Annotated in this window: 34 protein-coding genes; 12 read left to right on the top strand and 22 right to left on the bottom strand. The window is 62.9% G+C overall.

Translation table 11 applies throughout. The annotated features are described in order from the left end of the window. Positions 1 to 15 precede the first annotated feature (15 nt). Positions 16 to 237: a hypothetical protein gene (locus tag ACZ51H_RS06140; protein ID WP_464802775.1), complete on the bottom strand. Its 222-nt coding sequence runs from the start codon at positions 235 to 237 to the stop codon at positions 16 to 18. A gap of 152 nt (positions 238 to 389) precedes the next feature. Between ACZ51H_RS06140 and ACZ51H_RS06135 the strand changes: the two genes are divergently transcribed. From ACZ51H_RS06135 to ACZ51H_RS06110, 6 genes are all read left to right on the top strand, one after another. Then, positions 390 to 1,112 (top strand): hypothetical protein, encoded by a 723-nt coding sequence (locus tag ACZ51H_RS06135; protein ID WP_464802774.1) that lies wholly within the window; start codon positions 390 to 392, stop codon positions 1,110 to 1,112. A 61-nt stretch (positions 1,113 to 1,173) separates the two neighbouring features. Continuing rightward, complete coding sequence (crcB, locus tag ACZ51H_RS06130; protein ID WP_464802773.1) at positions 1,174 to 1,557, top strand: fluoride efflux transporter CrcB; 384 nt, start codon at positions 1,174 to 1,176, stop codon at positions 1,555 to 1,557. After that, positions 1,554 to 2,885 carry an RluA family pseudouridine synthase gene (locus tag ACZ51H_RS06125; protein ID WP_464802772.1) on the top strand — a complete coding sequence of 444 codons (1,332 nt, stop codon included), beginning with the start codon at positions 1,554 to 1,556 and terminating at the stop codon, positions 2,883 to 2,885. Before crcB ends, ACZ51H_RS06125 begins: the two co-directional genes overlap by 4 nt. Continuing rightward, positions 2,882 to 3,541, top strand: coding sequence for an HAD-IA family hydrolase (locus ACZ51H_RS06120; RefSeq protein WP_464802771.1), 660 nt, complete (start codon positions 2,882 to 2,884; stop codon positions 3,539 to 3,541). The genes ACZ51H_RS06125 and ACZ51H_RS06120 overlap by 4 nt, the downstream gene beginning before the upstream one ends. After that, positions 3,538 to 3,792, top strand: coding sequence for a hypothetical protein (locus ACZ51H_RS06115; protein WP_449473194.1), 255 nt, complete (start codon positions 3,538 to 3,540; stop codon positions 3,790 to 3,792). Before ACZ51H_RS06120 ends, ACZ51H_RS06115 begins: the two co-directional genes overlap by 4 nt. Continuing rightward, on the top strand, positions 3,789 to 4,484 hold the full coding sequence (locus ACZ51H_RS06110) for an ATP12 family chaperone protein (protein WP_464772482.1): 696 nt from the start codon (positions 3,789 to 3,791) through the stop codon (positions 4,482 to 4,484). Before ACZ51H_RS06115 ends, ACZ51H_RS06110 begins: the two co-directional genes overlap by 4 nt. Positions 4,485 to 4,664: 180 nt before the next feature. Here ACZ51H_RS06110 and ACZ51H_RS06105 read toward each other — a convergent pair whose 3' ends face one another. The 3 genes from ACZ51H_RS06105 to ACZ51H_RS06095 all read right to left on the bottom strand — a co-directional run bounded on the left by ACZ51H_RS06105 (position 4,665) and on the right by ACZ51H_RS06095 (position 7,187). Beyond that, positions 4,665 to 5,345 carry a murein L,D-transpeptidase catalytic domain-containing protein gene (locus ACZ51H_RS06105; RefSeq protein ID WP_449473190.1) on the bottom strand — a complete coding sequence of 227 codons (681 nt, stop codon included), beginning with the start codon at positions 5,343 to 5,345 and terminating at the stop codon, positions 4,665 to 4,667. A gap of 90 nt (positions 5,346 to 5,435) precedes the next feature. Further along, positions 5,436 to 5,726, bottom strand: coding sequence for a hypothetical protein (locus ACZ51H_RS06100; protein ID WP_449473188.1), 291 nt, complete (start codon positions 5,724 to 5,726; stop codon positions 5,436 to 5,438). Between the two features lie 6 nt (positions 5,727 to 5,732). Beyond that, entirely contained in the window at positions 5,733 to 7,187 is a 1,455-nt protein-coding gene (locus ACZ51H_RS06095) for a L,D-transpeptidase family protein (protein WP_464802770.1), read from the bottom strand. Between the two features lie 59 nt (positions 7,188 to 7,246). On the opposite strand from ACZ51H_RS06095, the gene ACZ51H_RS06090 reads away from it, so the two are divergent. After that, the gene (locus tag ACZ51H_RS06090; protein ID WP_464802858.1) at positions 7,247 to 8,164 is read left to right on the top strand and encodes a histone deacetylase family protein; all 918 of its coding nucleotides are present in this window, start codon (positions 7,247 to 7,249) and stop codon (positions 8,162 to 8,164) included. Here the strand turns inward: ACZ51H_RS06090 and ACZ51H_RS06085 are convergent. From ACZ51H_RS06085 to hisB, 6 genes are all read right to left on the bottom strand, one after another. Further along, positions 8,148 to 8,720, bottom strand: coding sequence for a hypothetical protein (locus ACZ51H_RS06085; RefSeq protein WP_464802769.1), 573 nt, complete (start codon positions 8,718 to 8,720; stop codon positions 8,148 to 8,150). The genes ACZ51H_RS06090 and ACZ51H_RS06085 overlap by 17 nt on opposite strands. Before the next feature lie 72 nt (positions 8,721 to 8,792). Then, positions 8,793 to 9,113, bottom strand: a complete 321-nt coding sequence (locus ACZ51H_RS06080) for a phosphoribosyl-ATP diphosphatase (protein ID WP_464802857.1) — start codon at positions 9,111 to 9,113, stop codon at positions 8,793 to 8,795. Positions 9,114 to 9,159: 46 nt separating this feature from the next. After that, on the bottom strand, positions 9,160 to 9,924 hold the full coding sequence (gene hisF, locus ACZ51H_RS06075) for an imidazole glycerol phosphate synthase subunit HisF (protein WP_464802768.1): 765 nt from the start codon (positions 9,922 to 9,924) through the stop codon (positions 9,160 to 9,162). Positions 9,925 to 10,021: 97 nt separating this feature from the next. Continuing rightward, the gene (gene hisA / locus ACZ51H_RS06070; protein ID WP_464772477.1) at positions 10,022 to 10,759 is read right to left on the bottom strand and encodes a 1-(5-phosphoribosyl)-5-[(5-phosphoribosylamino)methylideneamino]imidazole-4-carboxamide isomerase; all 738 of its coding nucleotides are present in this window, start codon (positions 10,757 to 10,759) and stop codon (positions 10,022 to 10,024) included. 30 nt (positions 10,760 to 10,789) lie between these two features. Beyond that, positions 10,790 to 11,407: an imidazole glycerol phosphate synthase subunit HisH gene (hisH, locus tag ACZ51H_RS06065; protein WP_464802767.1), complete on the bottom strand. Its 618-nt coding sequence runs from the start codon at positions 11,405 to 11,407 to the stop codon at positions 10,790 to 10,792. Next, positions 11,404 to 11,991, bottom strand: coding sequence for an imidazoleglycerol-phosphate dehydratase HisB (gene hisB, locus ACZ51H_RS06060; protein ID WP_196225873.1), 588 nt, complete (start codon positions 11,989 to 11,991; stop codon positions 11,404 to 11,406). The genes hisH and hisB overlap by 4 nt, the downstream gene beginning before the upstream one ends. Positions 11,992 to 12,089: 98 nt before the next feature. Between hisB and ACZ51H_RS06055 the strand changes: the two genes are divergently transcribed. From ACZ51H_RS06055 to ACZ51H_RS06045, 3 genes are all read left to right on the top strand, one after another. After that, the gene (locus ACZ51H_RS06055) at positions 12,090 to 12,566 is read left to right on the top strand and encodes an SspB family protein (protein ID WP_449473174.1); all 477 of its coding nucleotides are present in this window, start codon (positions 12,090 to 12,092) and stop codon (positions 12,564 to 12,566) included. Positions 12,567 to 12,632: 66 nt separating this feature from the next. Continuing rightward, complete coding sequence (fumC, locus tag ACZ51H_RS06050) at positions 12,633 to 14,015, top strand: class II fumarate hydratase (protein WP_464802766.1); 1,383 nt, start codon at positions 12,633 to 12,635, stop codon at positions 14,013 to 14,015. A gap of 40 nt (positions 14,016 to 14,055) precedes the next feature. Next, positions 14,056 to 14,394, top strand: coding sequence for a hypothetical protein (locus tag ACZ51H_RS06045; RefSeq protein WP_449473171.1), 339 nt, complete (start codon positions 14,056 to 14,058; stop codon positions 14,392 to 14,394). Here the strand turns inward: ACZ51H_RS06045 and ACZ51H_RS06040 are convergent. Further along, positions 14,391 to 14,990: a DUF2585 domain-containing protein gene (locus tag ACZ51H_RS06040; protein ID WP_464802765.1), complete on the bottom strand. Its 600-nt coding sequence runs from the start codon at positions 14,988 to 14,990 to the stop codon at positions 14,391 to 14,393. The genes ACZ51H_RS06045 and ACZ51H_RS06040 overlap by 4 nt on opposite strands. 27 nt (positions 14,991 to 15,017) lie before the next feature. Between ACZ51H_RS06040 and gmk the strand changes: the two genes are divergently transcribed. Continuing rightward, positions 15,018 to 15,683, top strand: a complete 666-nt coding sequence (gmk, locus tag ACZ51H_RS06035; protein WP_196225878.1) for a guanylate kinase — start codon at positions 15,018 to 15,020, stop codon at positions 15,681 to 15,683. A 54-nt stretch (positions 15,684 to 15,737) separates the two neighbouring features. Here the strand turns inward: gmk and ACZ51H_RS06030 are convergent, their stop codons facing one another. Both ACZ51H_RS06030 and lgt read right to left on the bottom strand, forming a co-directional pair. Beyond that, positions 15,738 to 16,808 (bottom strand): class I SAM-dependent methyltransferase, encoded by a 1,071-nt coding sequence (locus tag ACZ51H_RS06030; protein ID WP_464802764.1) that lies wholly within the window; start codon positions 16,806 to 16,808, stop codon positions 15,738 to 15,740. Next, the gene (lgt, locus tag ACZ51H_RS06025) at positions 16,798 to 17,700 is read right to left on the bottom strand and encodes a prolipoprotein diacylglyceryl transferase (RefSeq protein ID WP_464802763.1); all 903 of its coding nucleotides are present in this window, start codon (positions 17,698 to 17,700) and stop codon (positions 16,798 to 16,800) included. Before lgt ends, ACZ51H_RS06030 begins: the two co-directional genes overlap by 11 nt. A 157-nt stretch (positions 17,701 to 17,857) precedes the next feature. Between lgt and ACZ51H_RS06020 the strand changes: the two genes are divergently transcribed. After that, entirely contained in the window at positions 17,858 to 18,568 is a 711-nt protein-coding gene (locus ACZ51H_RS06020) for a helix-turn-helix domain-containing protein (RefSeq protein ID WP_464802762.1), read from the top strand. 242 nt (positions 18,569 to 18,810) lie between these two features. Here ACZ51H_RS06020 and rplI read toward each other — a convergent pair whose 3' ends face one another. From rplI to ACZ51H_RS05975, 9 genes are all read right to left on the bottom strand, one after another. Further along, positions 18,811 to 19,407 carry a 50S ribosomal protein L9 gene (gene rplI / locus ACZ51H_RS06015; protein WP_449473163.1) on the bottom strand — a complete coding sequence of 199 codons (597 nt, stop codon included), beginning with the start codon at positions 19,405 to 19,407 and terminating at the stop codon, positions 18,811 to 18,813. Positions 19,408 to 19,420: 13 nt separating this feature from the next. Then, positions 19,421 to 19,645 (bottom strand): 30S ribosomal protein S18, encoded by a 225-nt coding sequence (gene rpsR, locus ACZ51H_RS06010; protein WP_004212076.1) that lies wholly within the window; start codon positions 19,643 to 19,645, stop codon positions 19,421 to 19,423. A 13-nt stretch (positions 19,646 to 19,658) separates the two neighbouring features. After that, positions 19,659 to 20,090, bottom strand: a complete 432-nt coding sequence (gene rpsF / locus ACZ51H_RS06005; RefSeq protein ID WP_449473159.1) for a 30S ribosomal protein S6 — start codon at positions 20,088 to 20,090, stop codon at positions 19,659 to 19,661. Positions 20,091 to 20,250: 160 nt separating this feature from the next. Further along, entirely contained in the window at positions 20,251 to 20,652 is a 402-nt protein-coding gene (locus tag ACZ51H_RS06000) for a BLUF domain-containing protein (RefSeq protein ID WP_464772471.1), read from the bottom strand. Between the two features lie 144 nt (positions 20,653 to 20,796). After that, entirely contained in the window at positions 20,797 to 21,174 is a 378-nt protein-coding gene (locus ACZ51H_RS05995) for an RcnB family protein (RefSeq protein ID WP_449473156.1), read from the bottom strand. Between the two features lie 124 nt (positions 21,175 to 21,298). Further along, positions 21,299 to 22,504 carry an ABC transporter permease gene (locus ACZ51H_RS05990; protein ID WP_464802761.1) on the bottom strand — a complete coding sequence of 402 codons (1,206 nt, stop codon included), beginning with the start codon at positions 22,502 to 22,504 and terminating at the stop codon, positions 21,299 to 21,301. 184 nt (positions 22,505 to 22,688) lie between these two features. Next, positions 22,689 to 23,387, bottom strand: coding sequence for an ABC transporter ATP-binding protein (locus ACZ51H_RS05985; protein ID WP_460988087.1), 699 nt, complete (start codon positions 23,385 to 23,387; stop codon positions 22,689 to 22,691). Between the two features lie 4 nt (positions 23,388 to 23,391). Further along, on the bottom strand, positions 23,392 to 24,819 hold the full coding sequence (locus tag ACZ51H_RS05980; RefSeq protein ID WP_464802760.1) for an efflux RND transporter periplasmic adaptor subunit: 1,428 nt from the start codon (positions 24,817 to 24,819) through the stop codon (positions 23,392 to 23,394). Further along, positions 24,812 to 26,260 (bottom strand): efflux transporter outer membrane subunit, encoded by a 1,449-nt coding sequence (locus ACZ51H_RS05975; protein ID WP_464802759.1) that lies wholly within the window; start codon positions 26,258 to 26,260, stop codon positions 24,812 to 24,814. Before ACZ51H_RS05975 ends, ACZ51H_RS05980 begins: the two co-directional genes overlap by 8 nt. Positions 26,261 to 26,412: the final 152 nt, after the last annotated feature.

Here is a 26,412-nt window from a genome sequence, read left to right as displayed (position 1 = left end):
GCTGATCATGCGGGTTCAGAAAATGCCTCCGCCCATGAACAGGCGGAACGCCCCGATCGCCGCGACGATGAGGCACAGGTTGCGGCCGCTGTTACGCGTCGATAATATCCCGATCACGGCGCCAAACAGTGCGATCGGCACCAGCAGCCAATTGGCGATCCCCAAAAGCGGCAGGAAAGCCGGGATCATCAGCAGGAGGGCGAAAAGGCCGATCAGGACCGAGAGGACGTTTAGCATCGCGATGAAATGGGCCTTGTTCCGCCCGGAGACAAGATGGGCGTGGATGCCATTCGCATCTTAATGGCATGGGAATATTTAGCGATTTACCAAAATCACTAACGGAAAATTAACTCCTGACATTCACCTCTTGTTTACAAAGGAGTTAAGCCATGCCGCCTTTCCGTTCTGCCTATGCCCTTGCCGTGCTGCTCGCGCTGCCATTGGCGAGTTGCGGGAAGGGGGACAAGGAGGCTGATCTTAACGCCCTCGACGCCCAGCTGACCAACAATGCCGTGGACCCTGCCCTTCAGGAAGCATTGGGTGGGAAGATCACGGTCGATCCCAAATTGACGGGGCAATCCGGACGCCCTGCGATCGCGGGTTTGCCGAAGCTTAGTGGCGACGCGGCTAAGGCACTGGCCGAATCGGTGAAGCTCGCGGGTGGTAAGCTGCTCGCGACCCCTGCTTCAACGGCAGGTGAGGGGAAGGAACCGGCGGCTGCGCTGGCCTCCGCCGCTCAAGGTCAGGACAAGCCGGGCGGCAATGTCTTCTGCCGCAAGCAACTGGCCTACGGCATACAGTGGGCCAGCCGCCTGCCCGATCCCTTCGGCGTTTACCCCGGTGCCAAATTGACGGAGGCGGCGGGCGCGGACAAAAATGGTTGCACGCTGCGCGCGGCCACTTTTGTGACGCCGGTGCCCCGCCAGAGTGTCATGGACTATTATTATACGCAGGCACGACGTTCCGGCTTTGACGCCGAACACACGGTTATGGGCGGCGATCATGTGCTCGGCGGTACGCGCAAGGATGACGGCGCCGCTTTCCTGCTGGTCTTCACCAATGCATCGGGCGGGCGGACGAATGTCGATATAATCGCCGACAAGGGACGGTAAGCGCGCAGAAAGGCGCGCGCCGCCATTTTCTTTACCGCAATTTGCCTCTAGGGCGGGCGGGATGAACAATATCCTCCTTGTCATGGGCGGCGGCGCGGTTGGCGCGCTGGCGCGCTATCAGCTGGGCCGCTTTGCCGGTCACATGCTGCCGGGTGTGCAATGGCCCTGGGGCACCTTTGCCGCGAACGTGCTGGGCGGCTTTGCCATGGGTCTGCTTGCCGGTTGGCTGGCGCGGTTCGGCGCTGCATCGGGTGAAGCCTTGCGTCTGTTACTGGCAGTCGGTCTGCTTGGCGGCTTTACGACATTTTCCTCCTTCAGTCTGGAGACCGTGCTGATGATCGAGCGGGGGCAGTTGGGCATGGCGATGAGCTATGCTGCCCTGTCAGTCATCGCGGCGGTCGGCGCTCTGATTCTTGGCCTTGGCATGATGCGGAGCGTCGCATGAAGGGGCGTCCTCCCGGCAAGCCTTCCGGTCCCTCGCGTGGGGGCAAGCCCGGCGGTGGCGCGCCCGGCCGCGCCCATAGTGGTGCAAAGGCGGCGCGGGCGCGCAAGCCTGATGCGCACAAGTCACCGGCGAAAACTCCCGCCAGGCCTACAACGCCCAAGGTCGCAGCGCCCAAGGTTGCTGCGCCCAAGGCTGCTGCTGCGGGTAAAGGCGTTTCGCTGGACGTGCGTCAGTTCCGCGTGGGCGCGGACGATGATGGCATCCGGCTGGATCGCTGGTTCCAGCGGCATTTGCCCGACATCGGCTTCAACAGCGTGTCGCGCTGGTCTCGCACGGGTCAGTTGCGAGTTGATGGCGCGCGCGCCGCGCCGGGCGATCGCGTGGCCGAGGGGCAGCTCATCCGCGTTCCTCCTGCCGAGCCCAAAGCCGCCGAGACCGCCAAGCCTCGCCGCGTCCGGCCGGAATTGAGCGAAGACGAGATCAGTTTCGCACAGAATATGGTGATCCATCGCGACGCGCAGGCGATCGTCATCAACAAGCCGCCGGGCCTGGCGACGCAGGGCGGCACCAAGACCGATGAGCATGTCGACGGCCTGCTCGACGCTTTGGAATATGAGCTGGATCAGCGGCCCAAGCTGGTCCATCGGCTGGACAAGGATACGTCCGGCGCGTTGCTGGTGGCCCGCACGGCGCGGTCGGCGGCTTATTTCGCGAAGGCTTTTTCCAGCCGCACCGCGCGCAAGGTTTATTGGGCGATCGTCATGGGCGTGCCCTCGATCAATGACGGCATGATCGAGCTGCCCATCGCCAAGCAGCCCGGCACCGGCGGCGAGAAAATGCATGTTGATGAGGAAGAGGGGATGCCCGCCCGCTCGCGCTACCGCGTGATCGAGCGCGCGGGGAACCGGGCCTCCTGGGTCGAACTGCAACCGCATACGGGTCGCACGCACCAGTTGCGCGTGCATATGGCGGCTATCGGGCATCCGATTGTCGGCGACGGCAAATATGGCGGCAAGGAAGCGTTCCTGTCTGGCTCGATCAGCCGGAAGATGCACCTGCACGCCCGCCGCATCCGTGTCGATCATCCCGACGGCGGCCGCGTCGATGTGCGTGCCGATCTGCCCGAGCATTTCGCGGCTAGCCTGATTTCGCTGGGCTTCGACATCAATGCGGGTGACCTGCCGCTGGACGAGGAAATCGCCCGCGCGCCAACCCGCGAGGATGAGAAGAAGGCGGCGCGTGCCCATGCCAAGCAATGGCGCAAGGAGCGTCGTGGGGAACGGCGGTCGCGCGGATCGGGTAGTAGCGGGAGCCCCCGCAAGAAATGAGCAACCGCCTTGCCGTTTTCGATTGCGACGGCACTCTGGTCGATAGCCAGCACAGCATCTGCGCGGCCATGACGCTGGCATTTGAGGGCGAGAAGCTGGCTGCGCCTGATCGGATGACGATCCTGTCCGTGGTTGGCCTGTCGCTGCCGTTGGCGATCGCGCGATTGCTGCCGGAAGCACAGGCGGATTTCCATGACCATCTGTCGGAAAGCTACAAGCGCGCTTTCCAGCAGATGCGCCGCGATAATGCGGTGTCGGAGCCGCTATATCCGGGGATAGCCGAGTTGATCCGGGAACTGGATGCCGAAGGATGGCTGCTGGGCGTGGCGACCGGCAAGTCGGATCGGGGGCTGAACCTCTGCCTGGCGCATCATGGCATCGATGCGCATTTCGTGACGCTTCAGACCGCCGACCGGCATCCGTCCAAGCCGCATCCGTCCATGCTGCTGACCGCCATGGCGGAAGCGGGCGCGAGTCCGGAAACGACGGTGATGATCGGCGACACCAGCTATGACATCGACATGGCGCTGAGCGCGGGGACGAGGGCGTTGGGGGTCGGTTGGGGCTATCATTTGCCCGCCGATCTCATTGCGGCTGGCGCGCATGCCGTGGCGATGGACAGCGATGAACTCAGGAACCATATCCGCGCAGCATGACCGACTTTCCTCCTCCCCCTCCCGTCGATCCTGAAAAGGTCGCGCGCCAGCGTCACTTCGCGCTTGGCATGTTCCGCCTTTCGGGTGCCCTGCTCGTGATGTTCGGCTTCCTCATCCTGATGGAGCGTTTTAGCTGGGTGCAGGGCAGCAAGGCCAAGGCGATGGGCATGATATTCGTGCTGGTCGGCCTGTTTCAGTTCATCATCGTGCCGCGTCTGCTGTTGGCCCTGTTCCGGAAGCCGCCACAATGAGGCGCTTCTACAAGGATGTCGCGGTGATTTCCGGCGAGGCTGGGCATGAGATCCAGCTGGACGGGCGTCCGGTGCGAACGCCCGCGCGCGCGGCGCTGGCGTTGCCGACCACGGGATTGGCGGAGGCTGTGGCCGAGGAATGGCGCGGCCAGGGTGATATGGTCGATCCGCGCTCTATGCCCTTCACGGGCCTTGCCAACGGGGCCATCGACCAGATTGCGCCCAATCGCGAGAGCTTCGCTTCGGGCATCGCCAATTATGGAACCAGCGACCTGCTCTGCTATCGCGCCGAAGGGCCTGCGGAACTGGTGTCGCGGGAGGCGGCGGCGTGGGACCCGCTGCTGGACTGGGCGCGGCGGCGTTATGACGTCACGTTTCGCGTGACCCAAGGCATCATTCCGGTCGATCAGCCGCCAGAGACTTTGGAGCGGCTGGATGCGGCGGTGAAAGTCTATGATCCTTTCACGCTAGCGGGATTGTCCACGCTCGTGACCCTGTCGGGTTCGCTGGTCTGCGGCCTGGCGATCGTCGAGGGCGGACATGATGCCGATGCGATCTGGACCGCGTCAGAAATAGATGAGGCTTGGGAAGTCGAACAGTGGGGCGAGGACGCAGAAGCCGCGGCCCGATCAGCCAGACGGCGGGATGAGTTCGCCGTGGCCCGACGCTTTTGCGAGTTGGTTGCGCGATAGATCAGAGTTGGATTTAACCGGCACCACCTTTTAATCCCGTTCGGGCTGAGCTTGTCGAAGCCCTCCACTTTCTTAAAAGAAATAGAGCCCTTCGACAGGCTCAGGGCGAACGGGGTGAGGAAAAGCTGATTAACTAGAGCGGGGGTCTAAGATTCTTGCCAGCGGTGCGTGCGCCCCTCTTCAAGCCCCCATTGCCGTGAGCTTGTTCGCATAAACCATGCGGCCCGGGCCAAGCAGACCCAGCAGTTGCGGCAACATATGCTGGGCGACGGCGAAGCAGCCTTCGCTGCGGCCGATTTTGCCCCATGACGCGATATGATCTTCGCTCACATAGTCGGCGCCGTGGATCACGATGGCGCGCATCTCGGCATTGTTGTTCTGCGAATCGAGCCCTGCCAGCCGCATGGCGCGGCCGTGCTGTCCTTCGTAAATTTGTCCGGTCTTGTACGCGCCCGCCGAACTCGCCAGCGAATTGGGTTCGTTGGAGAATGTTTGCAGCCAACCGGAATGTCCCGGATCGGACCCCCGGCCATGAGCCACCAGATAGGAGCTGGAATGACCGCCGACGAGATCGACGATGTGGAAGCGCAACTCACGCGAAGGGGCGTTGAAATCGGCCAGCGCGATCCGGTCGCGCAATTCGAACATATGCGCATGTTCGTCCAGCGCCGCCTTTGCCCGGTCCAGCAGCCGAGCATAGGGTTGCTGCGCCAAGGGCGTAACCGGATGCGGGGTAACAGGCGGCGGCACTGGTGCGGCAGGCTGTGGCATGGCCGTCACGGCCGCGCGTCCGGCGCTGTCTGCTAGGAATGAAAAGGCGAGTCCGCTTAAAGCGGCCTTCGTAAAACTGCGACGATCCATGAATCGCAATATAGCAAAGCTCTGCGCCCGCTTAAAGGGCAGGGTGCAAATGGGCGGCCGCCGTTCGTCCGAAGGCGGCCAGCCTTCGGCTCAATTGGACGAGTTGCTTCCCTCGGCCGACTGGTCCAGCCGCGCGGTCATGCCGGTGGCTTCCGCATCGTCCTGGATCTGCTGTTTCTCGGTAATGCTTGGCGGCGGCGCGGGTTCCGGGGCTTGCACAGCGTTGTTGGCTGGCGGCAGCGGAGCTTCCGGTTCCTCGATGATTACATTTTCAACCGGAGGTTCGACCATGTTGTTGGTCGCGGGCGTTTGCTCTTCCTTTTTCCCGCAGGCGGAGAGGGCGAGCGCGCCAGCGAGGGCGGCGAGGGCAATCTTGCGCATGGGGTCTTAATCCTTCGATGCGATGGTGGGCGCCGGGGCGGCGGTGGGATCTAGCCGGCGGCTGGATGCCTCGATCTTCTGGGCGAGCAGCTTGTCCCAGCCATAGGGGTCAGATCGGAAGTTCATGGTGCCGTTGCTGCTGGCGAAAGCGGTCCAGTAGAGCAGATACACCGCCACTTCCTTGGGCAATTGCACGCGCTGCGTCTTGCCGGTGTCGATCAGCGATTGCACCTTCCCAGCAAGGTTGGGGTCGCTTTGCAGCATCAATTCCGCGAGCGGAACGGGCTTTTCAAGCCGGATGCAGCCATGGCTGGCGAGCCGGTCATAGCTTGAGAATTTCGCGCGGGCAGGCGTGTCGTGCAGATAGACGGCGAAGGGATTGTTGAAGTCGAACTTCAACCGCCCGAGCGCGCTGCCGGGACCCGCTGGCTGAACGATCCGCTCCCCGGTCTCAGGCGTGCCGACGATCTTGTAGCCCTGGCGCAGCAGGGCGGCGCGGCCCTTGGGCCACAATTCCTTCTTCGCGATGGAGGAAGGCACGTTCCATGGCGGATTGACGACGATCGAATGGATGCTGGATGTCAGCATCGGCGTCGCATTGTCGGGCGATCCGGTGACCGCTCGCATAGAGGTGACAGGCTGGTCGCCTTCGAACAGAGTGAGAACGGCGGCGGCGATGTTCACCTGCACGCGGTTGACCGGCAGCTGGCGCGGCATCCAGCGCCAGCGTTCCATATTCGCCATGATGGCGGCGATGCGCTCCTCCACCGGAACATTGAGTTCCTTGAGCGTGCGGGCGTCCAGCAGGCCGGTGGGGTTCAACCCATAGCGACGCTGCGCCCGCTGAAGCGCGTCGGACAGCTTTTCGTCGGGCTGAACGCTCTTGTCCTCGATGGCGAGGCGTTTGCGCACCGCATCGGGCGCGGATTTCGCGCCGAGGACCGGCCAGCCCCCGGCGTCTCGGATTTGCTCATAATTGGCAAGGCCCCGGCGCAGCCCCTCATAGCCCGAATAGGGCGGCGTCAGGCTGGCCGCCCATTGCGGCAAGCGGTCTTCGGCAATGGCGCGGGCAAGGCCGGGGCGCGGATCGACGGTCGCAGGGCGCAAGGCCCAGATGTCCAGGAAGTCGGCGGTATCGACCCTGCCGGTGCTGAGCGCCTTGGCCCTGTCCAGAACGGCGGTGACCAACGCGTCGCCACTCAGGACGCCGGTCGCCTTGCTGCGCGCCATCAGACCCTGTTCAGCGCCACCTTTCAGCCAATTGTTGAGCCATGCCTGCTGCGCGGCCGATGGAGCCGGGATGGGGACGGGCGGTGGCGTCACCATAGCGGGCGGCGCGATGACCGGGGGAGTGGGTGCCGGCAGCGTCGGCACAACGGCTGGCGGCTGCGCGAGCACGGGTGCCGCGGCAAGACCCATGAGGGAGCTGAGGCTGAGACGGATCAAATTGGGACGGTTCATGCTGGACCAGATAGCGCAAAGCCCTCATCGTTCAAACTCGAGATCGCGGAAAAAAGATGATGCTCCATGTCGTTCACCATCCTGCCTATGTTTCCCCTGCCACAGGCGGCAGCCGCTTTCGTTTTGATAAATATGGGCTGGTTATGGAAGCGCTTAGGGTAAGTGGCGCGGCCTTTACCCTCCATGAACCCGCGATGATGCCCCGCCACTGGATAGAAGCAGTCCATGACACGGCCTATGTCGAGGAGGTTGCCAGTCTGAATGTGCCGCCCGAAAAGGAACGGCGGATCGGTTTTGCGGTGAATGATCGGGTGATGCTGCGGTCGATGCTGTCTCCCGGCGGAACCTGGGCGGCGGCAAAGCTGGCGATGGTTCACGGCTATGCCGCCAACGCGGCCGGGGGCAGCCATCATGCGCTTTACGAGAGCGGCGAGGGCTATTGCGTGTTCAATGACCTGGCCATCGCGGCGAATCGCCTGATCGGGGAAGGGGATGCGCGGCGGGTGTTGATTCTCGACCTCGACGTGCATCAGGGCGATGGTACCGCGCAGTTGATGGAGGGGCGGGACGATGTTTTCACGCTGTCCGTCCATGCGGAAAAGAATTTCCCCGTGCGCAAGATGCGATCGTCGTTGGACGTGGCGCTTCCCGACGGCGTGGGCGATGGCGAATATCTCGCGGCGTTGATGGAGGTACTGCCCCAGACGCTTGATAGCTTCGGCCCTGACCTGATTCTGTACCAAGCCGGGGTCGATCCGCATGCTGACGACAGGCTGGGGCGATTGGCGCTGAGCGATGCGGGGCTGGAAGCGCGGGACCGTACTGTCATGCAGGAAGCGCGCAACCGGGGCATCCCGCTCGCCAGTACCATGGGTGGGGGTTATGGCGAGGACAGGATGGTGGTGGCAGAGCGTCACGCCGCCTGCATGATCCGGTTGGCGGAGGAGGCGGGCACGAGGCTTAGTGCATCGTCGTAGCGTTAACCGATGCGGCAGGAGCCGTCACGATCAGTCGAGCCGCGATAAGCCCGGCGGCAGCCAGCGCGATGAAGTCGCTGAATGCGAGGTAGAGACTATATCCCCAATGCGCGTGGTTGAAGACGGCTTGGCCTATGTCCAGCCACAGCACGGCCGCGAGCGCGGAAAGCAGGGCAATGCGCGCCCGGTTGCCGAAGTCCGCCGCCGCGAATCTCAGCGCCAGGGCGATGAGTACCCCGGTGATCAGGGCGAGGATGAGCCCGCCGATCAGCGCGGCACTATCCGTCACCGGAAAGCCGCTATTGTTGTAGAATATCGTCGCGATCGGACCCTTGCCATATAGGATGGTGCCCTGCGCGGTCGCCGGATCGGGGACGATATAGACGCCGGTTCCGGTCTGCGTCAGAGACTGCGCCAGTGCCGCCTGAAGGTTCGCGCCGGGGGCTTCACCCGTGCGGTGAAAGGCAAGAGCGCTGAGCGGCGTCTGCCAGAAGAGGAAGCGGATCACGAAAAGAGCGAAGCCGCCCAATATGCCGCCCGCGATCGTTCTTACCATGCCGTCGTTCTCCCTGTTTGCCTTGAGGCAGATCAGGAAACGCCGATGGGCGGATTTCTTTCCGGCTGTGTATCAATCTCGCGGGCGCGCAGCCTTCTCCGCGATCCCGGATACGCCTTCCCGGCGGTCCAGTTCATCGAGCACAGCGTCCAGCGGAATGTCGAGGTCCGCCAGGAGAACCATCAGGTGGAACAGCAAATCCGCGCTTTCGCCGATCACGCCTTCATGGTCGGATGCCATGGCGGCGATGACCGTCTCCACGGCTTCTTCGCCCACTTTCTGCGCGATCTTGCCCCGGCCTCGTGCGGTCAGCTTTGCCACATAGGATTGGGATGGGTCAGCGGCACGCCGTTGCCGGATGGTCTTTTCAAGATCGAAGAGTGTCGAGCGCATGCTGTCCATCAAGCCTTCACCGCCAAATGCGTCAATGAAAAGTTGTTCATCGCCAACGGACAGGCACGCCCGCAGCGGCAAGCGCCTGGTGCGCTTCGGCTACCGTGTGCTGGCCAAAGTGGAAGATGGAGGCGGCGAGCACTGCGCTGGCATGACCTTCGATCACGCCTTCGACCAGATGCTGGAGCGTGCCGACACCGCCGCTGGCGATAACGGGAACGGAAACCGCGTCGGCGATGGTGCGGGTGAGGGCGAGGTCATAGCCTTGTTTCGTGCCGTCCCCGTCCATGGAAGTGACGAGCAGTTCGCCCGCACCGAGTTGCGCCAGCCTTACCGCATGTTCGACCGCGTCGATGCCGGTCGGCTTGCGACCGCCATGGGTGAAGATTTCCCAGCGGTTGTTGCCGACGCGCCGGGCGTCGACCGATCCGACGATGCACTGGCTGCCGAAGCGGTCGGCAATGTCGGCCACGACTTCGGGGCGCGCCACTGCGGCGCTGTTTACGGCTATCTTGTCAGCGCCCGCGAGCAATAGCGCTCGCGCATCTTCCGGGCTGCGCACGCCGCCACCGACGGTTACGGGCATGAAGCAGACTTCGGCGGTGCGGCGCACCACGTCCAATATGGTGCCGCGCGCTTCATGGGTGGCCGTGATGTCGAGGAAGCACAGCTCGTCCGCGCCTGCCGCGTCATAGACCCGCGCCTGTTCCACTGGGTCACCCGCGTCGCGCAGGTCGACAAAGTTCACGCCCTTGACCACGCGGCCGTTGGCGACGTCCAGGCAGGGGATGACGCGGGTGCAGACGGTCATGAGCGGCGCATCCTCTCCCGTTCGGTTCGAGCGCAGTCGAGAACCACGATTGCACCCGTATCTCGACTTCGCTCGATACGAACGGAAGCAGATACTATCATGCCGCAGCCTTCGCGATCGCCAGCGCGGCTTTCAGGTCCAGCCGCCCATCATAAAGCGCGCGGCCGGTGATGACGCCTTCGATGCCTTCGTCTGCATGCAGGCTGAGCACGCGAATGTCCGCGATTCCCGCCACGCCGCCGCTGGCGATGACGGGAATGTCCGTACCACGCGCCAACTCGACGGTCGCGTCGATATTGCAGCCCTTGAGCAAGCCGTCCCGGCCTACGTCCGTGAAGAGGAGGCTGGCGACGCCCGCATCCTCGAACCGGCGAGCAAGGTCAGCGACGGGCATGTCGGACTTTTCGGCCCAGCCATCGGTCGCAACGAAACCATCCCGTGCATCGACGGCAACCACGATCCCGCCCGGAAAATCGCGTGCCGCCGCCTTGACGAAGGCCGGGTCTTTGAGCGCAGCGGTGCCGATCACGATGCGCGACACGCCAAGGTCGAACCAGCGCTCCACAGCCTCGCGATTGCGGATGCCGCCGCCTAGCTGGACATGGCCGGGGAAGGCTTCGACGATGCGCTCTACCGCTTCGGCATTGACCGCATGGCCCGCAAAGCTGCCATCGAGGTCCACGACATGCAGATGCTCGGCCCCTGCCTCCGCGAAGATCAGCGCCTGCGCGGCGGGATCGTCGCCATAGACGGTGGCGCGGTTCATGTCGCCCTCGGCCAGACGGACGACCTGTCCGCCTTTGAGGTCGATTGCGGGAAAGATGATCAGGCTCATATCAATATCCGAACGGGCGGCGAAGTGGGGTCACGGACGCCACTTCAGGAAACGGGAGAGGAAGGAAAGGCCATAGGTCTGACTCTTTTCCGGATGGAATTGGCAACCGATGATCGTGTCGCGCGCGACTGCGGCCACCAGCGGGCCGCCATGATCGGTGATGGCGGCGACATGGGCAGGGTGGGCAGCTTCGAAATGATAGCTGTGTAGGAAATAGGCTTCGCCCGGCTCCAGCAGAGGCGGCGCGCCGTTCAGCACGACCTTGTTCCAGCCCATGTGCGGGACCTTGATGGCGGGATCGGTCGGCTCGATCCGCCGAACCGTGCCGGGAATCCAGCCCAATCCTTCATGCCGTCCGAACTCTTCGCCTGCATCAGCGAGCAGTTGCATGCCGACGCACACGCCAAGGAAGGGCGTGCCGCGTTGGCCCACTGCCTCGTTCATCGCGCCGATCATGCCGGGAATGGCGGACAGCGCATCCATGCACGCGCGGAAGGCGCCTACGCCGGGCAGGACGATGCGGTCAGCCTTCGCCACTACCTCAGGGTCGGCGGTGATGACGGCATCCTCCGCCCCCGCCTTGCGCAGGGCATTATGGACCGAATGGAGGTTGCCTGCGCCGTAGTCGATGAGGGCTAGCGCAGTCACAACATCCCCTTGGTGGACGGGATGGCGTCCGCCTTGCGCGGGTCGATCTCCACCGCCTGCCGCAGCGCGCGGGCGAGCCCCTTAAAGCAGCTTTCGACGATGTGGTGATTGTTGCTGCCATAGAGATTTTCGACGTGCAGCGTGATCCCGGCAGCCTGCGCGAAGCTGTGGAACCAGTGTTCGATCATCTCGGTATCCCATTCGCCGAGGCGCTGCACCGTGAAGGGCGCGTTGAACACCAGCCAGGGACGGCCCGAAATGTCGAGAGACACGCGCGAAAGCGTTTCGTCCATCGGGGAATAGACGCTGCCATAACGGGTGATGCCGCGCTTGTCGCCCAGCGCCTTGGCAACAGCCTCGCCGATGGCGATTGCCGTATCCTCGGTCGTGTGATGCTGATCGACATGCAGGTCGCCTACCGTGCTGACCGTCATGTCGATCAGCGAATGGCGCGATAGCTGCTCGATCATGTGATCGAGAAAGCCTATGCCGGTGGAGACGGTATAGATGCCCGTTCCGTCGAGATTGACGGTCACGTCGATCTGCGTTTCCGCAGTGTTGCGGTGAATTTCGGCCGTGCGCATGGCTGCGCCCTATACCGAAGTGGGGGTGGCATGCAATGTGGCGTTGCATGTGCGGGGCGCACTTGACCAGCCGCGCCGCGCCGTTAGGACAATGGGGGATGAGCGACGACTTGCCTGACAGCCTGATTCCCTACGACGAAATCGTGCAGGAGGCGCTGCGTGCCGTGGTCGGCCGCGTGCTTGGCGAAGTCGAACATTCTGGCGGTCTGCCGGGTTCGCATCATTTCTACATCACCTTCAAGACGCAGGCTCCCGGAGTCGCGATCCCCAAGCAATTGGTGGAGCGGTTCCCGGACGAGATGACGATCGTCCTTCAGAATAAATTCTGGGATCTGAAAGTCAGCAGCGATGGGTTCGAGGTCAGCCTGACATTCAATCAGGTTGCGTCGCATCTTGTAATACCCTTTGCCGCCATCACAGCTTTCGTGGACCCCGCAGTGAATTTCGCGCTCCAATTCCAGGTGCAGTCGGACGGATTGCCCGAGCCGCATGAAGAAGCGGAGAATGACGCGCCGCTGGTCACGACCGAAGACGGCTCCAACGTCGTGACTGTGGATTTCGGCAAGAAGAAATAAGGGCTGGCGGATAGCCGCCTTACCTCCCAGATTGGCTACCTGACTTTACGTTCCGGGAGCCTCTGCATGGAAAGCCGCACCGAAACCGACAGCATCGGCGCCATAGAAGTGCCCGCAAGCGCCTATTGGGGCGCGCAGACCCAACGCAGCATCGAAAATTTCCCCTTCGGAGCGATGGAGCGCATGCCCATCGGGATCGTCCACGCGCTCGCCATCGTCAAACAGGCTGCGGCGCGGGTCAATCGCGCGGGGGGATTGGCGCCGGAACTGGCCGAGGCGATAGAAGCGGCCGCCGCCCGAGTGATCGCGGGCGATCATGACGACCAATTCCCGCTCGTCATCTGGCAGACGGGCAGCGGCACGCAATCCAACATGAACGTCAATGAGGTGATCGCGGGCATCGCCAATGAAGCGCTGACCGGCAAGCGGGGTGGCAAGTCACCCGTGCATCCGAACGATCATGTGAATATGGGGCAGTCGTCCAACGACAGCTTTCCGACCGCGCTTCACATCGCCGCCGCCCGCGCCGCGATGGAGCAGCTTTTCCCGGCGCTCGACCGGCTCCATAAGGCTCTGGACGATAAAGCGCAGGCATGGGGTGGCATCGTGAAGATCGGCCGCACCCATCTTCAGGACGCGACGCCGCTGACGCTGGGGCAGGAATTTTCGGGCTACGCGCATCAGCTATACCGCTGTCGTAATCGGATCGAGCCTGCCGTGGCGCACGGGATGATGGCGCTGGCTCAGGGGGGGACGGCGGTGGGCACTGGACTCAACGCACCCGGGGGCTTCGACGTCGCCATGGCCAAGGAGATCGCGGCGATCACCGGCCTGCCGTTCCGCACGGCGGATAACAAGTTCGAAGCGCTGGCCTCCAACGATCCGCTGGTCCATCTATCCTCGACCCTTGCCACGCTGGCCGTCGCGCTCACCAAGATCGCCAACGACATCCGCCTGCTTGGCAGCGGGCCGCGTTCGGGGCTCGGCGAACTGGAGCTTCCCGCCAATGAACCGGGCAGTTCGATCATGCCGGGCAAGGTCAATCCGACCCAATGCGAGATGCTGACCATGGTGGCCGCACAGGTGATCGGCAACCATCAGGCCGTCACGGTCGGCGGCCTTCAGGGGCATCTGGAATTGAATGTCTTCAAACCGATGATCGGCGCTGCCGTCCTGCGTTCCATCCATCTGCTGAGCGTCGGCATGGATAGCTTTGCCGAACGCTGCGTCGAGGGGCTGGAGGCGGACGAGAAGCGCATTGCGGAACTGGTCGACAGGTCGCTGATGCTGGTCACCGCCCTCGCGCCCGAGATCGGCTATGACAACGCCGCGAAGATCGCGAAACATGCGCATGCAGAAGGGCTCACGCTCAAGGAGGCGGGTCTTGCCCTTGGCCTGATCGATGAGGAAAGTTTTGATCGGCTGGTCCGGCCGGAAAATATGGTGTGAACTGGCGGAACCGCCCGTCCTGCGATACATTGATCGCCATATGAAGAAGATCACGTCCAAACAGCCGCTTGTCACCGTCCGCCCGCCGCGCAAGGCAGGGCTGCTGCGAAAGACGGCACGGCTGGGCGCGGCCGTCGTCGCGGCCCGCGTTGCTGCGGCGACCGGAAAGAAGGGCGTGGTCGGACTCGTCGCGGGCATGGGCGCCAAGCGGTTGATCATGCGCTATCCGCTGGGCGCGCTGTTCGTCACCGGCGCTTATCTTGCGGGCAAAGCCTATGAGACCAAGCGCGAAGTCGATCGCAAGCGTGCGGTGAAGGCGCTGCCTGATCTTAGCAACGAACCGGTGCCGATCACCGAAGCCCGCACGAAAAAGGCCTAAAGGGCTGACTGCCAGCTTTTTATCGCTTCAATCGGCCAGGCAAGCATCAGCACGTTGAGCGTCAGATTGTCGCGGATCGCCACTAGCGCGATGATTTCCAGTGCGATGCCAGCGCATATCGTCACCGCGACCGGCGCACGGGCCGCGAAGAGGAAGCCGAACGCCATCATGCCGATATCGCTCATCGAATTCAGGATGCTGTCGCCACTATAGCCCAAAGCGATCGTCGCCGCGCGGTAGCGGTCGATGATTATCGGCGAGTTCTCCAATATCTCCCAGACGGATTCGACCAGCACCGCCAGCGCAAAGCGTGGGCCAATCGGCTGCCGCCGCATCAACGCCCACGCCCCCGCGTAGAAGAGGAAGCCGTGGATCACATGGCTGAGGCTGTACCAATCGGCGATATGCTGGCTGTTACCGCTGTCCAGTGCCCCGTGCCATAGCTCGACATGGCCGCAAGTGCAGATCGGCGGCCGTGCCATCAGGAACAGCAGCGCGCAGGTCAGCAGTACGATGATCCCGGCGGCAACGAAGCCCCGGCGGTTGCGTAGTGCCTTGCGTCTCAACGATCGTCCCCCTTCACGGCCTCTTGCCAAACGCGTTCCACGGCGTCACTAGCGGCCATGGCCGACAGCATCCCTATTGAGGCGCCCGATTTCAAGCGGCGTGGCGTGCTCTTCGTTCTTTCCTCGCCTTCTGGCGCGGGCAAATCCACCATCGCGCGCAAGCTCCTGGCTGCTGAGTCGGACCTTGCCATGTCCGTTTCCGCCACCACGCGGCCGATGCGTCCGGGCGAAGTGGACGGCAAGGACTATCATTTCGTCGATCTGGAGGAATTTCGCCGGATGACGGCGGAGCATGAATTTCTCGAATGGGCGCACGTCTTTGGCCAGCGCTACGGCACGCCGCGCGCGCCGGTCGAGGCCATGTTGAAGAGCGGCCGCGACGTACTTTTCGACATCGACTGGCAGGGCGCTCAGCAGCTGCACCAGATCGCCGGCGGCGATGTCGTGCGCGTGTTCATCCTGCCTCCCTCGATGGAAGAGCTGGAACGCCGCCTGCGTGGCCGTGCGACTGACAGCGAGGAAGTGATTGAAGGCCGCATGTCCCGCGCCGCCAATGAAATCGCGCATTGGGATGGCTATGATTATGTTCTCTGCAATGTCGATGCGGAGGATTGCTTCAGGCGGGTCCAGACGATCCTTCACGCCGAACGCATGAAACGCAGCCGCCAGACCGGCCTTATCGGCTTCATCCGCCGGTTGAGCCGTTATCATCAGGAAGATTGAGGAGGCGTAGTTTTCCCGCCTCTGTTGGTTTCGAGCGGAGGCGAGAGGCTGATCTTACCTCTCAAATCCCGCTGGTTCCGCCCAATCCGGATGCACCCAGGCCATCGCCTTGAACAGCGTCCCCATGGCGTCCTCGGCAGTCAGTCGCAGTCGCGCAGCCTCCACCTCCGCCGCCCGCGCGGGAGATGTGCGCGCGAGCTGATCCGCCCGCGCATCAATGCCTAGCTTTCGCAGCAACTCACCCTGGTTCACCGGCCCCAGAACTCGCAGGCCCGCCTGCCGCGCCATATTGCCGATCATGGTGAAATCGACATGGGTCGTAAGATCGCTTTCGCCCGGTTCCAGGAAAGGGTCCGCAAATTGATGCTTGCGTACCGCCTGCAACGTGTCGCCGATCGCTGGACCTTCATAGCCATAGTCGATGATGATCGCCGCGCCGCCCTGCCGCGCGATCCGCTGCGCCAGTTCCAGCGCTATGGCGGTCCCAGCCAGCGGTATTTCGATGATCGCTCCATCGGGAGCGTCCGCCGCGATGGCGGGAATGCCCGATTCGACCCGCCGATAGCCCGGCACGGCTTCGAAACGGTTTGAGTCGGTCTCATCAGGGCAAATGACGACACGCTCGCGCCATTCGTCACCCGAACGGATGATCTGGCGGACGGGCAGGGCGTCGAAAAACTCGTTCGCGACGACCAGCAGCGGCGCATTGTCCGGCAAGGCGGCGACGCTGTCATGATGAAAGACGTTCGGGACGAGCGCGCGTTGCCGCTCGCGCAGGGTCTGGCTGGTTTCCACGAAATGGGGTTGGGGCGTTAACCCCGCGCCGCCCATGGCGCGCAGCGCATCGGACGCGAGGGTGCCGCGCCCCGGACCAAGCTCAACATAAAGTGCGTTGGAGCGGCTGCCCGATCGCATCCACAGGTCTGCCAGGCACAGGCCGACCAGTTCGCCGAACATCTGGCTGATCTCCGGCGCGGTGGTGAAATCGCCTGCCGCGCCCAGAGGATCGCGCGTGCCGTAATAATGCTGGTTCGCCTCGGCCATATAATGCGCGACCGAGATCGGCCCTCCGGCGTCAATCTGCCGAGCCAGACGCTGGGCGAGGGTCAGCGGTTCAGCTGACACTCGCGCTCCCCGCGATTGGCTCCACGCGAACGCGGCGGCCCTTTGCGGTTGCTATCAGGTATAGGCCGCCGAGGATCATCGGAACGCACAACCACTGGCCCATGTGAAGGCCGGTTCGCGCGGCAAATTCCATCAACTGCGCGTCAGCTTCGCGGAAATATTCCACGCCGAAACGGAATATGCCGTAGCCCAGCAGGAAAATCCCCACCAGCATTCCCGGCTTGTAGCGGGCGCGCGTCTTCCAGAAGGCGAAGGCGAGGATGAGGAACAGCACGATACCTTCGAAAAAGGCTTCGTAAAGTTGGCTCGGATGGCGGGCGAAGGGGCCACCGGTCGGGAAGATGATCGCCCACGGCACATCCGTTTCCTTGCCCCACAGCTCGCCATTCACGAAGTTGGCGAGGCGGCCGAAAAACAGCCCGAAGGGGACGCAGCATGCGACAAAATCATGGATGCGCAGCCAGGACAGCTTTTCCTTCCGCGCCATGTAAAGGATGCCGAGCGATACGCCAGCCGCCCCGCCATGAAAGGACATGCCCCCGTTCCACAGTTTGAAGATGTCGAGCGGATTGCCAAGGATTTCGGGCTGGTAGAAGAAAACATAGGCCAGCCGCCCGCCGATAATGATGCCGAGCGTTGCATAGAAAATCATGTCGTCGGCATGCCGCCGCGCCATGGGAGAACCCGGCTGGGCGATGAGTTTCAGCAGATACCAGTAGCCGATCAATATGCCCGCCAGATAGGCGAGGCTGTACCATTTGAGCGTGAAGAAGCCGAGGTCGAGCGCGACCGGGCTTAGCCCCAGCTGATCGAAACGAATGGCGCCCGAAGCCGCGGCGGCAAGGTCTAGGATCAAGTTGTCGGTCCCCTTCGGAAATATGGCCTTCGCCATAGAGCAGGATAGGGTAAAGAGGAAAGGGGGCTGTTATTTTCATCCGGGTACGGGATGACGGCTGAACAGAATGGGGCGGGGGAAGAATGGCTCGGATCGGTCCAACCCGCTTCAGGCATTAACTTACTGTAAACCCGTTAAATGCGAGTATCATAGCATGGCTATCGATCCGATCATGGAGCAATCCCCCGAGCCCGGCGACAAGCGCGCCGATATTCGTTGGCCCATTCGCCTTGAGGTGGCCGAAGCACTGGGCGAGGGATCGGCCGACGTCGTGGTTCACGATATCTCCACGGCGGGGATGCTGATTGAAACCAGCTCAAAACTGCAGCTTGGCCAAGGCGTGCTTTTGTCCCTGCCCGAAGCGGGTTCCGTCTCCGCCCGCGTCGTGTGGCAGGATGAACCGTTATTTGGATGCCGTTTCGATGAGGCGCTCCCCCAAGCCGCTGTCAGCGCGACCCGGCTTCGCAGCACGGTGCGCAGCAATGGCAGGCCGATCGACCATGCCGCCGATGCGCAAAGCCCTGAAATGTTTCCTGCGCGTCTGCGCCGGTTGCGCCGCGAACGCGGCCTCAGCCGGGAAGCGCTTTCCAGGTTGACGGGTTTCAGCAAGCCCTCGCTCTGGGCGTGGGAAGTGGGCAAGACCATGCCCCGGCGCAGGAGCCTGATCGCCCTCGCTCAGGCATTCGGCCTGACCGAGCAGCAGTTGCTTGTGGGTGAAGCGGTCGCGCCGTCGCACGGTCCCGCAGGGGCGGGCAATGCCCGTCTGGGTCAGCAGCTTCATGATGTTATCGACTCAGCGAAGCGGGAAGTCGCGAAACACGCAGGCGTCGATGTCTCGCAGGTGCAGATCCGCATCGATTATTGAAGCGCTATCGGGTGGGCGCCTGGGCCGAATTTTACTCCGACCCGTCCGTTCGCTTAGGCCTGGCGAAGGGCTCTGTCTTTTCGACAGGAAACCGCTTCGACAATCTGGCTTCCTAGCGGCTTTCCTATGTAAATAATGAACGCCCAGCTCCGGCAGGATCGCAACATCCAGCAATCCGCTAACCAATCAACAAAAAAGCCGCCCGGTGAGGGGCGGCTTTCTTTTTGGTCCGTTGTGGAAACTCAGGCTTCTTCAGCCGGAGCTTCTTCCGCTTCCACGGCGATTTCGCCGGGTTCCGCGTTCGGATCATAATCTTCGGTGAAGCCAGCCTCGTCCTTTTCGAACAGGTCGGCCATCACGTCGACGCCCTGCGCCTGCAGATCAGCTTCTTCCGGCGAGCGAGCGACGTTCACCTGAATGGTGACGGCGACTTCGGGGTGCAGCGCAACCTTGACGTCGAACACGCCGAGCGTCTTGATCGGGCGTTCCAGCACGACCATCGCCTTGGTGACGTTGGTGACACCGTCAGCCTGCAGTGCTTCGACAACGTCGCGGACGGCGACCGAACCGTAGAGGTGGCCGGCGTTCGACGACTGGCGGATCAGGACGATCTGCTTGCCGTTGACGCCCTCGGCAGCCTTTTCAGCGTCGCCACGGCGGGCGGCGTTGTCGGCCTCGATCTTCGCGCGGTTAGCTTCGAAGACCTTCTTGTTGGCGTTGTTGGAGCGCAGCGCCTTCTTGTTGGGCAGCAGGAAGTTACGAGCGTAACCGTCCTTCACGGTGACGACGTCACCGATGGCGCCCAGCTTCTCGATCCGTTCGAGGAGAATGATTTCCATGAGTCTTACTCCCTCACTTCACGATGTAGGGCAGCAGGCCCAGGTGACGGGCGCGCTTGATGGCCTGGGCCAGCTCACGCTGCTTCTTGGCGGACACCGCAGTGATGCGGCTGGGGACGATCTTGCCGCGCTCGGACACGAAGCCCTGCAGCAGACGGACGTCCTTGTAATCGATCTTCGGCGCATCCTTGGCGGCGAAGGGGCAGCTCTTGCGGCGGCGGAAAAACGGGCGTGCCATTGTTCAGATCTCCTTATTCGCCAGCCGGGGCTTCTTCGCGGTCGCGGCGCGGGCCACGATCTTCGCGGGGGCCACGATCGCCACGATCGCCGCGCGGGCCGCGATCACCACGTTCGGAACGCTCCTGCTTGCGCATCATGACCGACGGGCCAGCTTCCAGCTCATCGACCTTGACGGTCATGTAGCGGATGATGTCTTCGTTGATCTGCGTCTGGCGCTCCAGTTCCGCGACGACACCAGCGGGGGCGTCGATGTTCAGCATCACATAGTGAGCCTTGCGGTTCTTGGCGATCTTGTAGGCGAGGCTGCGCAGGCCCCAGGTTTCCACCTTGGTCACCTTGCCAGCATTATCCTCGACGATCTTGGTGGCGGTTTCCGCCAGTGCGTCCACCTGCGCCTGTGCCAGATCCTGGCGCGCAAGGAACACATGCTCGTAAAGAGCCATGGGTATTGCCTCATCTGTTGGCCGATCGCTGACGCCCACCCCATGTGGAACGCCCCTCCGGCTGTCGTCTCAAGCATTTTTCGCACAGGATCCGAGTCACCCCGGCCCACGCGAAGCGGCGCCTATGGCGGAAATGCGCCGGGTTGGCAAGGAAGACTTCTCAGTTGCGGTGCATCTCGGCCGTGCCGATGAAATGCGCCCGCGTGGAGGCTCCCGCCCGGTCGAGCAACGCGGCGACCTTGTGCTTCAAAGGCTCGGAAGGACGGAAGGGGTCGTCATAGGCCATGCCCCATTCACCGAACTCACGGGCATCGATCTCCTGCTTGCGCAGCATCACGAGCCCCCGGTGGCGGTCATCGAGGCCGATCCGGTTATAGATCCGCTCGACATTGTCCTTTGGCCCTTCGAGCACCTGGAGAAAGCGCTTGCCATTGTAGAGCAGCAATCCGGTCACGTCTTCGCCACTGTTCCTGCGCGAAGCAGCCAGCGCGATCGTCGCGCACTGGCTGGGTGAGACGGCGCCTGTCGCGCTGCTGATATACATGATCTGATACAAGGACATGTTGCTTCCCGGAAAATATCGAGCCCCTTGCCAAGCGTTTTTAATCCTCAACGGTTTAAACATTATGTTTGATATAGATCATGAAGCGCCCCGGAGGGAGAGAGGTCCCCGGGGCGCTTTCTGGCCGCTCGGTGGAGCGAAGCCTTAACGGATCGCGCTGCCGATCACCGCGCCGATGATGCCGCTGGTGATCGCGACCAGCACTGCGTCATTGCCGGAACGGACCCAGTGATAACCGCGCGGCGGGGCGTTCAGGCGATAGTCGCGATAATCGTTGATCACGCGATAATCGCGGGCATAGCGGCGGTCGAAGCGCTGACCCTTGCCCCAGCGGCGATAGTCGTTCTTGCGCACGACCGTCTTGTGCTTGACCACCCTATGCTTGACTACGGTGCGGCCATGCGGGCCTTGATGGACGACGCGGGTCATTTCGCGATGCGGCGCGGCCTGCGCCTGCGCGGCGACCATGGGGCTTGCCACCATCGTCGTTGCGGCCAGCGTCATCAGCAGTTTCTTGATCATCTCACTTGCTCCTTTGCTCTTAATCTGTCGCGCCTTTGCTTCGGCGTTGAAGACAGATTTAGGCCGGACTTGTCGCAAACCTGTGCCAGTGGGACGGTTCAACTGTCTGAAATTGTAACAGCGCCTATTCGTGCCGCAGGGCGTCGATAGGATTGAGCGCCGCTGCCCGCCGGGCCGGGAAATAGCCGAACACCACCCCGATCGCCGCCGAAAAGAGGAAGGCGGTCATGTTCACCTTCACATCGAAGATGAAAGGCACCTGCATCAGCGGGGCGATGGCAATCGACGCGATTAGCGCGAGGATCAGGCCGATCAGCCCGCCCAGGCAGGATAGAACGATCGCTTCCACCAGGAACTGCATCAACACTTCCCGCGCGACAGCGCCGATGGCCAGGCGGATGCCGATCTCGCGGGTGCGCTCGGTCACCGAAACCAGCATGATGTTCATGATGCCGATCCCGCCCACCAGCAGGGAAATGGCCGCCACCGCCGCCACGATCTGCGTCAGAATGGTGGTCGTGCCGGTCAGCGTGTCGCTGATCTGCTTGGTATCGAAGACGTTGAAATTATCGTCCGCCCCCGGCTTCACCTTGCGCCGTTCGCGCATCAATTCTTCCAGGCTCGACTGCACCGTGGAGGTGTCATAGGCATCGTCCACCGCGATCATGATCTGGCTGATGTCGCGGTCGCCGGTGAAGCGGCGCTGTACGAACTTGATCGGCATGACGACGACATCGTCCTGATCGCCAAAGCCCCCTTGGCCGCGTGTCGCCAGTGCGCCGATGACCTGACAGGATACGCCCTTGATGCGCAGGCGCTTGCCTGTGGGATCGCTTCCCTGAAACAGGTTGGTGCGTACCGTATTGCCTATGATGCAGACGGCTTTGCCCGCCTCTTCCTCCTCCGGCATGAAGAGGCGGCCCGCGTCAACCTTCCAGCTCTGCACCTCGAAATAGGAAGCGGTCGTGCCATAGACGGTGGTCGACCAGTTGCTGCCCTCATAGATGGCGGTGCCGCTCGACTGCACCAGCGGCGCGACGGCGCGAACGCCCGTCAGTTGATTCTCGATCGCGGTCAGATCGGCTGGCTTGAAGTCGGGTGGCCTCGGCCCGCCGCCGCCCCGGCCAAAGCCTTGGCCCGGCCGCAGCTGCAACACATTGGCGCCGAGCGAACTGATCTGCTCCCGCACCGCCGCCGTCGCGCCATTGCCCAGCGTCACCATGGTGACTACCGCCGCCACGCCGATGATGATGCCCAGCGTCGTCAGGAAGCTGCGCAGCTTGTGCCGGTTGATCGCCCGGAACGCCAGGGTGACAGTGGTCCCTAACATCCCCGATCTCCCTCGCCCCTCCGGGGAGAGGGTTGCGAAGGCTTGGCAGCGTGCTGCTTAGCCGAAGCTGGGTGAGGGGGATGCGCGCAGCCTCTCACCCTCATCCAACTTCGCCTAGCTCGCGGCGCGAGCAAGGCTTCGTATCCTTCTCCCTTCAAGGGAGAAGGTCGGGGGCGTACAGTCCTCACGCCGTCACCCCCGTATCGATCCGCTCCACCAGCCCGTCCTTGAAGTGAACGATCGTGCGGGCATAGGCGGCCATGTCGGGTTCATGCGTGACCATTATCACGGTAATGCCGCTATTCCGGTTGAGGTCGGCCAGCAGTTCCATGATCTCTATCGATCGCTCCGAATCGAGATTGCCCGTAGGCTCGTCGGCCAGCAGCACGGCAGGCTGCGTCACGATTGCCCGCGCAATGGCGACGCGCTGCTGTTGGCCGCCAGACAGTTCAGCGGGCGTGTGGTCCCACCATTCTTTTAATCCCACCTTGTCGAGCGCCGCCATCCCCGCGTCATAGCGGCTCTTCTTGTCCTCGCCTCGATACAGGAGCGGCAGTTCGACATTCTCAAGCGCGCTCGTCCGGGACAAGAGGTTGAAGCCCTGAAACACGAAGCCCAGATAGCGGCGGCGAAGCAACGCCCGCTGGTCGCGGTCCAGCGTTTCGACATGGCGTCCCTTAAACAGGAACTCGCCGCTGCTGGGTACATCGAGGCAGCCGATAATGTTCATCGCTGTGGACTTGCCCGAACCCGAAGGCCCCATGACCGCCACGAAATCCCCTTCCTCAACGTCCAGGTCGATACCCTTTAGCGCCTGAAAGGCGGTGGCGCCCGAACCATATATCTTGGTCACGCCGCGCAGGGAAATGATCGGATCAGCCACCGTGTCAGGTTCCGCTCTGCCGTCCGGTGCCGCGCTGTTCGCCGCCGCCAGAACGATCACGCCGCTGGCCGCTACCGTTCGTGTCCTCGGAGGGCGGTTCCTGCCCTGCCGCCAACTGGCCCGTGATGACCCGCATCCCCAGCTTTAACGCGCCGCCGCTGATCGCCGTATGCGCGCCGTCGCTGGCGCCTACGATAACCTGCACGGCCTTGGGATTCCCGTCCTCTCCCACGACATAAACGGTCTGGCTACTGCCGATGCCGAAGCTGACCTGCCGGTTGGCGCCGCCACGGCGGAAGCGGCGAGAGCTAGGCACGATTTGGCTGGTGATGCCGCCACCCTGACCGGCGCCCGTGCTCGGCTTGAACCGTAATGCGGCGTTGGGAACCAGCAGGACGTTGCTCAGCTGCTGCGTCACCACGTCGGCTGTCGCCGTCATACCGGGGCGCAGCGTCTCATCCTTGTTATCGACGCCTAGCACCGCCGTGTAAGCCACCACCGTTCCAGCCGTGCTGGCCGTTGTGCTGCTTCCCGATGAGGAGGAAGATGAACTGCTCGAAGCGTTGGAGCCGACATTGACCCGCGTCACCCGAGCGGGAAAGCTCTTTCCGGGAAAGGCATCGACGGCGAAAGTCGCCGCCTGTCCTTCTTTCACCTGGCCCACATCGGCTTCGTCGACCGCGACTTCCACCTCCATCTTGGTCAGGTCTTCGGCAATGGTGAACAGGACGGGTGCATTGAAGGAAGCGGCCACCGTCTGACCGGGTTCAATGGCGCGGGACAGGACGACGCCGGTCACCGGCGAAACGATCTGCGCAATGGAAAGATTGGTCTGCGCCGTGGCAAGCTGAGCCCGCGAGACACTCACCTGCGCCTGCTGCGCGCGCAAATTGCCCAAGGCGGACTGATAATCAGCCCGCGCCGCGTCCAGCTCCGTCTTGGCAGGCACGCGCCCGCCCGACAGGCGGAAGACGTTCAGTTGCCGGTCGAGCGTCGCCTTGGCGAGCGCAACCTGCGCCTGCGCCTGACTTACGCTGGCCTGCGATGCGGCCACCTGCGCCCGGTTCTGGGTGACCGAATCCACTAGACGCCGCGTATCGAGTTCAGCCAGCCGCTGCCCCTTCGTCACGCGATCATTCACATCGACATAGACGCGCGTGATCTTGCCCGATTGTTCAGAGCCCACATCCACCTGATTGATTGGCTTCAAATTGCCGGTGGCCGACACCGTCACCGTCAAGTCGCCGCGCCGCACCTCCCGCGTGGCGAAGTTCGGCTTGTCCTCGCCTGAAAAACAGCGGGCAAGCAGCAGGATAAGGATCAGCAGCGCCAGCGCCACCACGCCCCGAACCACCCATTTGCGCCAGGGTTTTTCGGGACGCGCGCCGAGAAATTCGTCGAGATCCTTGTCCGTGCTCACATCTTTACTCATTGGGGCGGTTGTCCATATTCTGCCAGCCGCCACTCAGCGCATTATAGAGCTGGGCGATGGCAAGGACCTCGTCGGCTTGCGCGGAGGCAAGGCTGTTGCGCGCGTTCAACAGCGTCGTTTCGGTGTTGGAAAGCGTCTGAAAATCGATCAGCCCAGATTGATACTGGCTGCGCGCTAGAAGGGCGGCATTGTTCGACGCATCGAAGGCGGTGGCGAACTCGGCCTTGCGTCGGCGGGCGCTGTTCAGGGACGCCATGGCATTCTCGACATCCTCAAGCGCCGTCAGCACGCTCTTCTTGTAGGTCGCGAAAGCAGCATCCGTGGCGGCCTTTTGCGATCGCACCTGGGACGCGAGCCGTCCGCCGTCGAAGATCACCTGTGCGATATTGGCGAAGACGCCGCCGGTGATGATGTCGAACAGGCTTTTGATGCTGGTCGCGTTGGTGCCGATATTCCCACTGATCCCGAGGGACGGGTAAAGCTGCGCCTGCGCCACGCCGATCCGCGCCGTCGCAGCAGCCAAACTCCGTTCCGCCGCCCTTACATCGGGCCGCTGGCGCAGCGTATCGGCGGGAATGCCCGTCGCGATCATGGTAGAAGCGATCGGGATCGGAGTAGGGGCTTCCAGCGCGCGGGTCGCTTCGCCCGGCGCTTGCCCGGTCAGCACGGCAATGCGGTTCAGGCTACCGCGCAGGCTCGCCTCCAGCTGTGGGATCGCCGCATTCGTCTGGGCAAGCTGGGCGCGGGCCTGCTGCTCGTCCAGCGATGAAACCAGCCCCGCCTGAAGCCGCCAGTTGGCGATATTATAATTATCCCGCTGGATCGCCTGCGTTTCACGGGCGATGCGCAACTGCTCCTGCGCCTGCCGTGCCTGAATATAGTTGGTCACCAGTTCGGCTATGATGGTCAGTCGCACATTGGCAAGGTCATAGCCGGACGCGGCCAGATCCGCGCGCGCAGCCTCAGCCGACCGGGCCAACTCCCCGAACAGGTCGATCTGCCAGCTCGCATTCGCGCCCAGCGAATAGCTGCTGCTCCATTTATCCGATCCGGTGGACACGACATTGCCGTCGATGACGCGCGTGCCCCCGCTACGATTGGAATAATTCCGCCCGCCAGAACCGGACGCGTTGACCTGCGGCAGAAAGGCCGCCCGCGCCTGCACCAGCGACTCCCGCGCCTGCCGCAACCGCGCCTGCGCCTGCACGATGTCGAGGTTGCTGGCTACCGCCTGATTTATCAGCCCTGTCAGCACCGGATCGTTCAGCCGGGTCCACCAGCTTGCCAGATCCGCCTCGCTCAGAGCGCCGCTCACAGGATCGGTGTAATAGCTGCCCGGCACCCCCAATGCAGCCGGTTGCGGCGCCCGATAGTCAGGCCCCGCCGCGCAAGCCGAGAGCGTCAAAGCCGTCCCGCTGATCCAGCCAATGCGATATCGCACCTTTTCCTTGCACTCCGTCGTCGTTAAAGGGACGCCACCTTGGGGGTTGAGGCGGTCCAGTCAGGGAAACTGCCGAAAGGGACCTGATGTCTCAACGGCATTTGTGTCTCAAAGTGTAACGATGTTGAAAAACGGCGCTTTTGCAGGCGTCC

The sequence above is a fragment of the Sphingobium sp. TomMM15 genome, assembly GCF_055397045.1.
The sequence above is the reverse complement of the archived record's forward strand: the minus strand, read 5'-3'. Positions and strand labels throughout refer to the sequence as shown.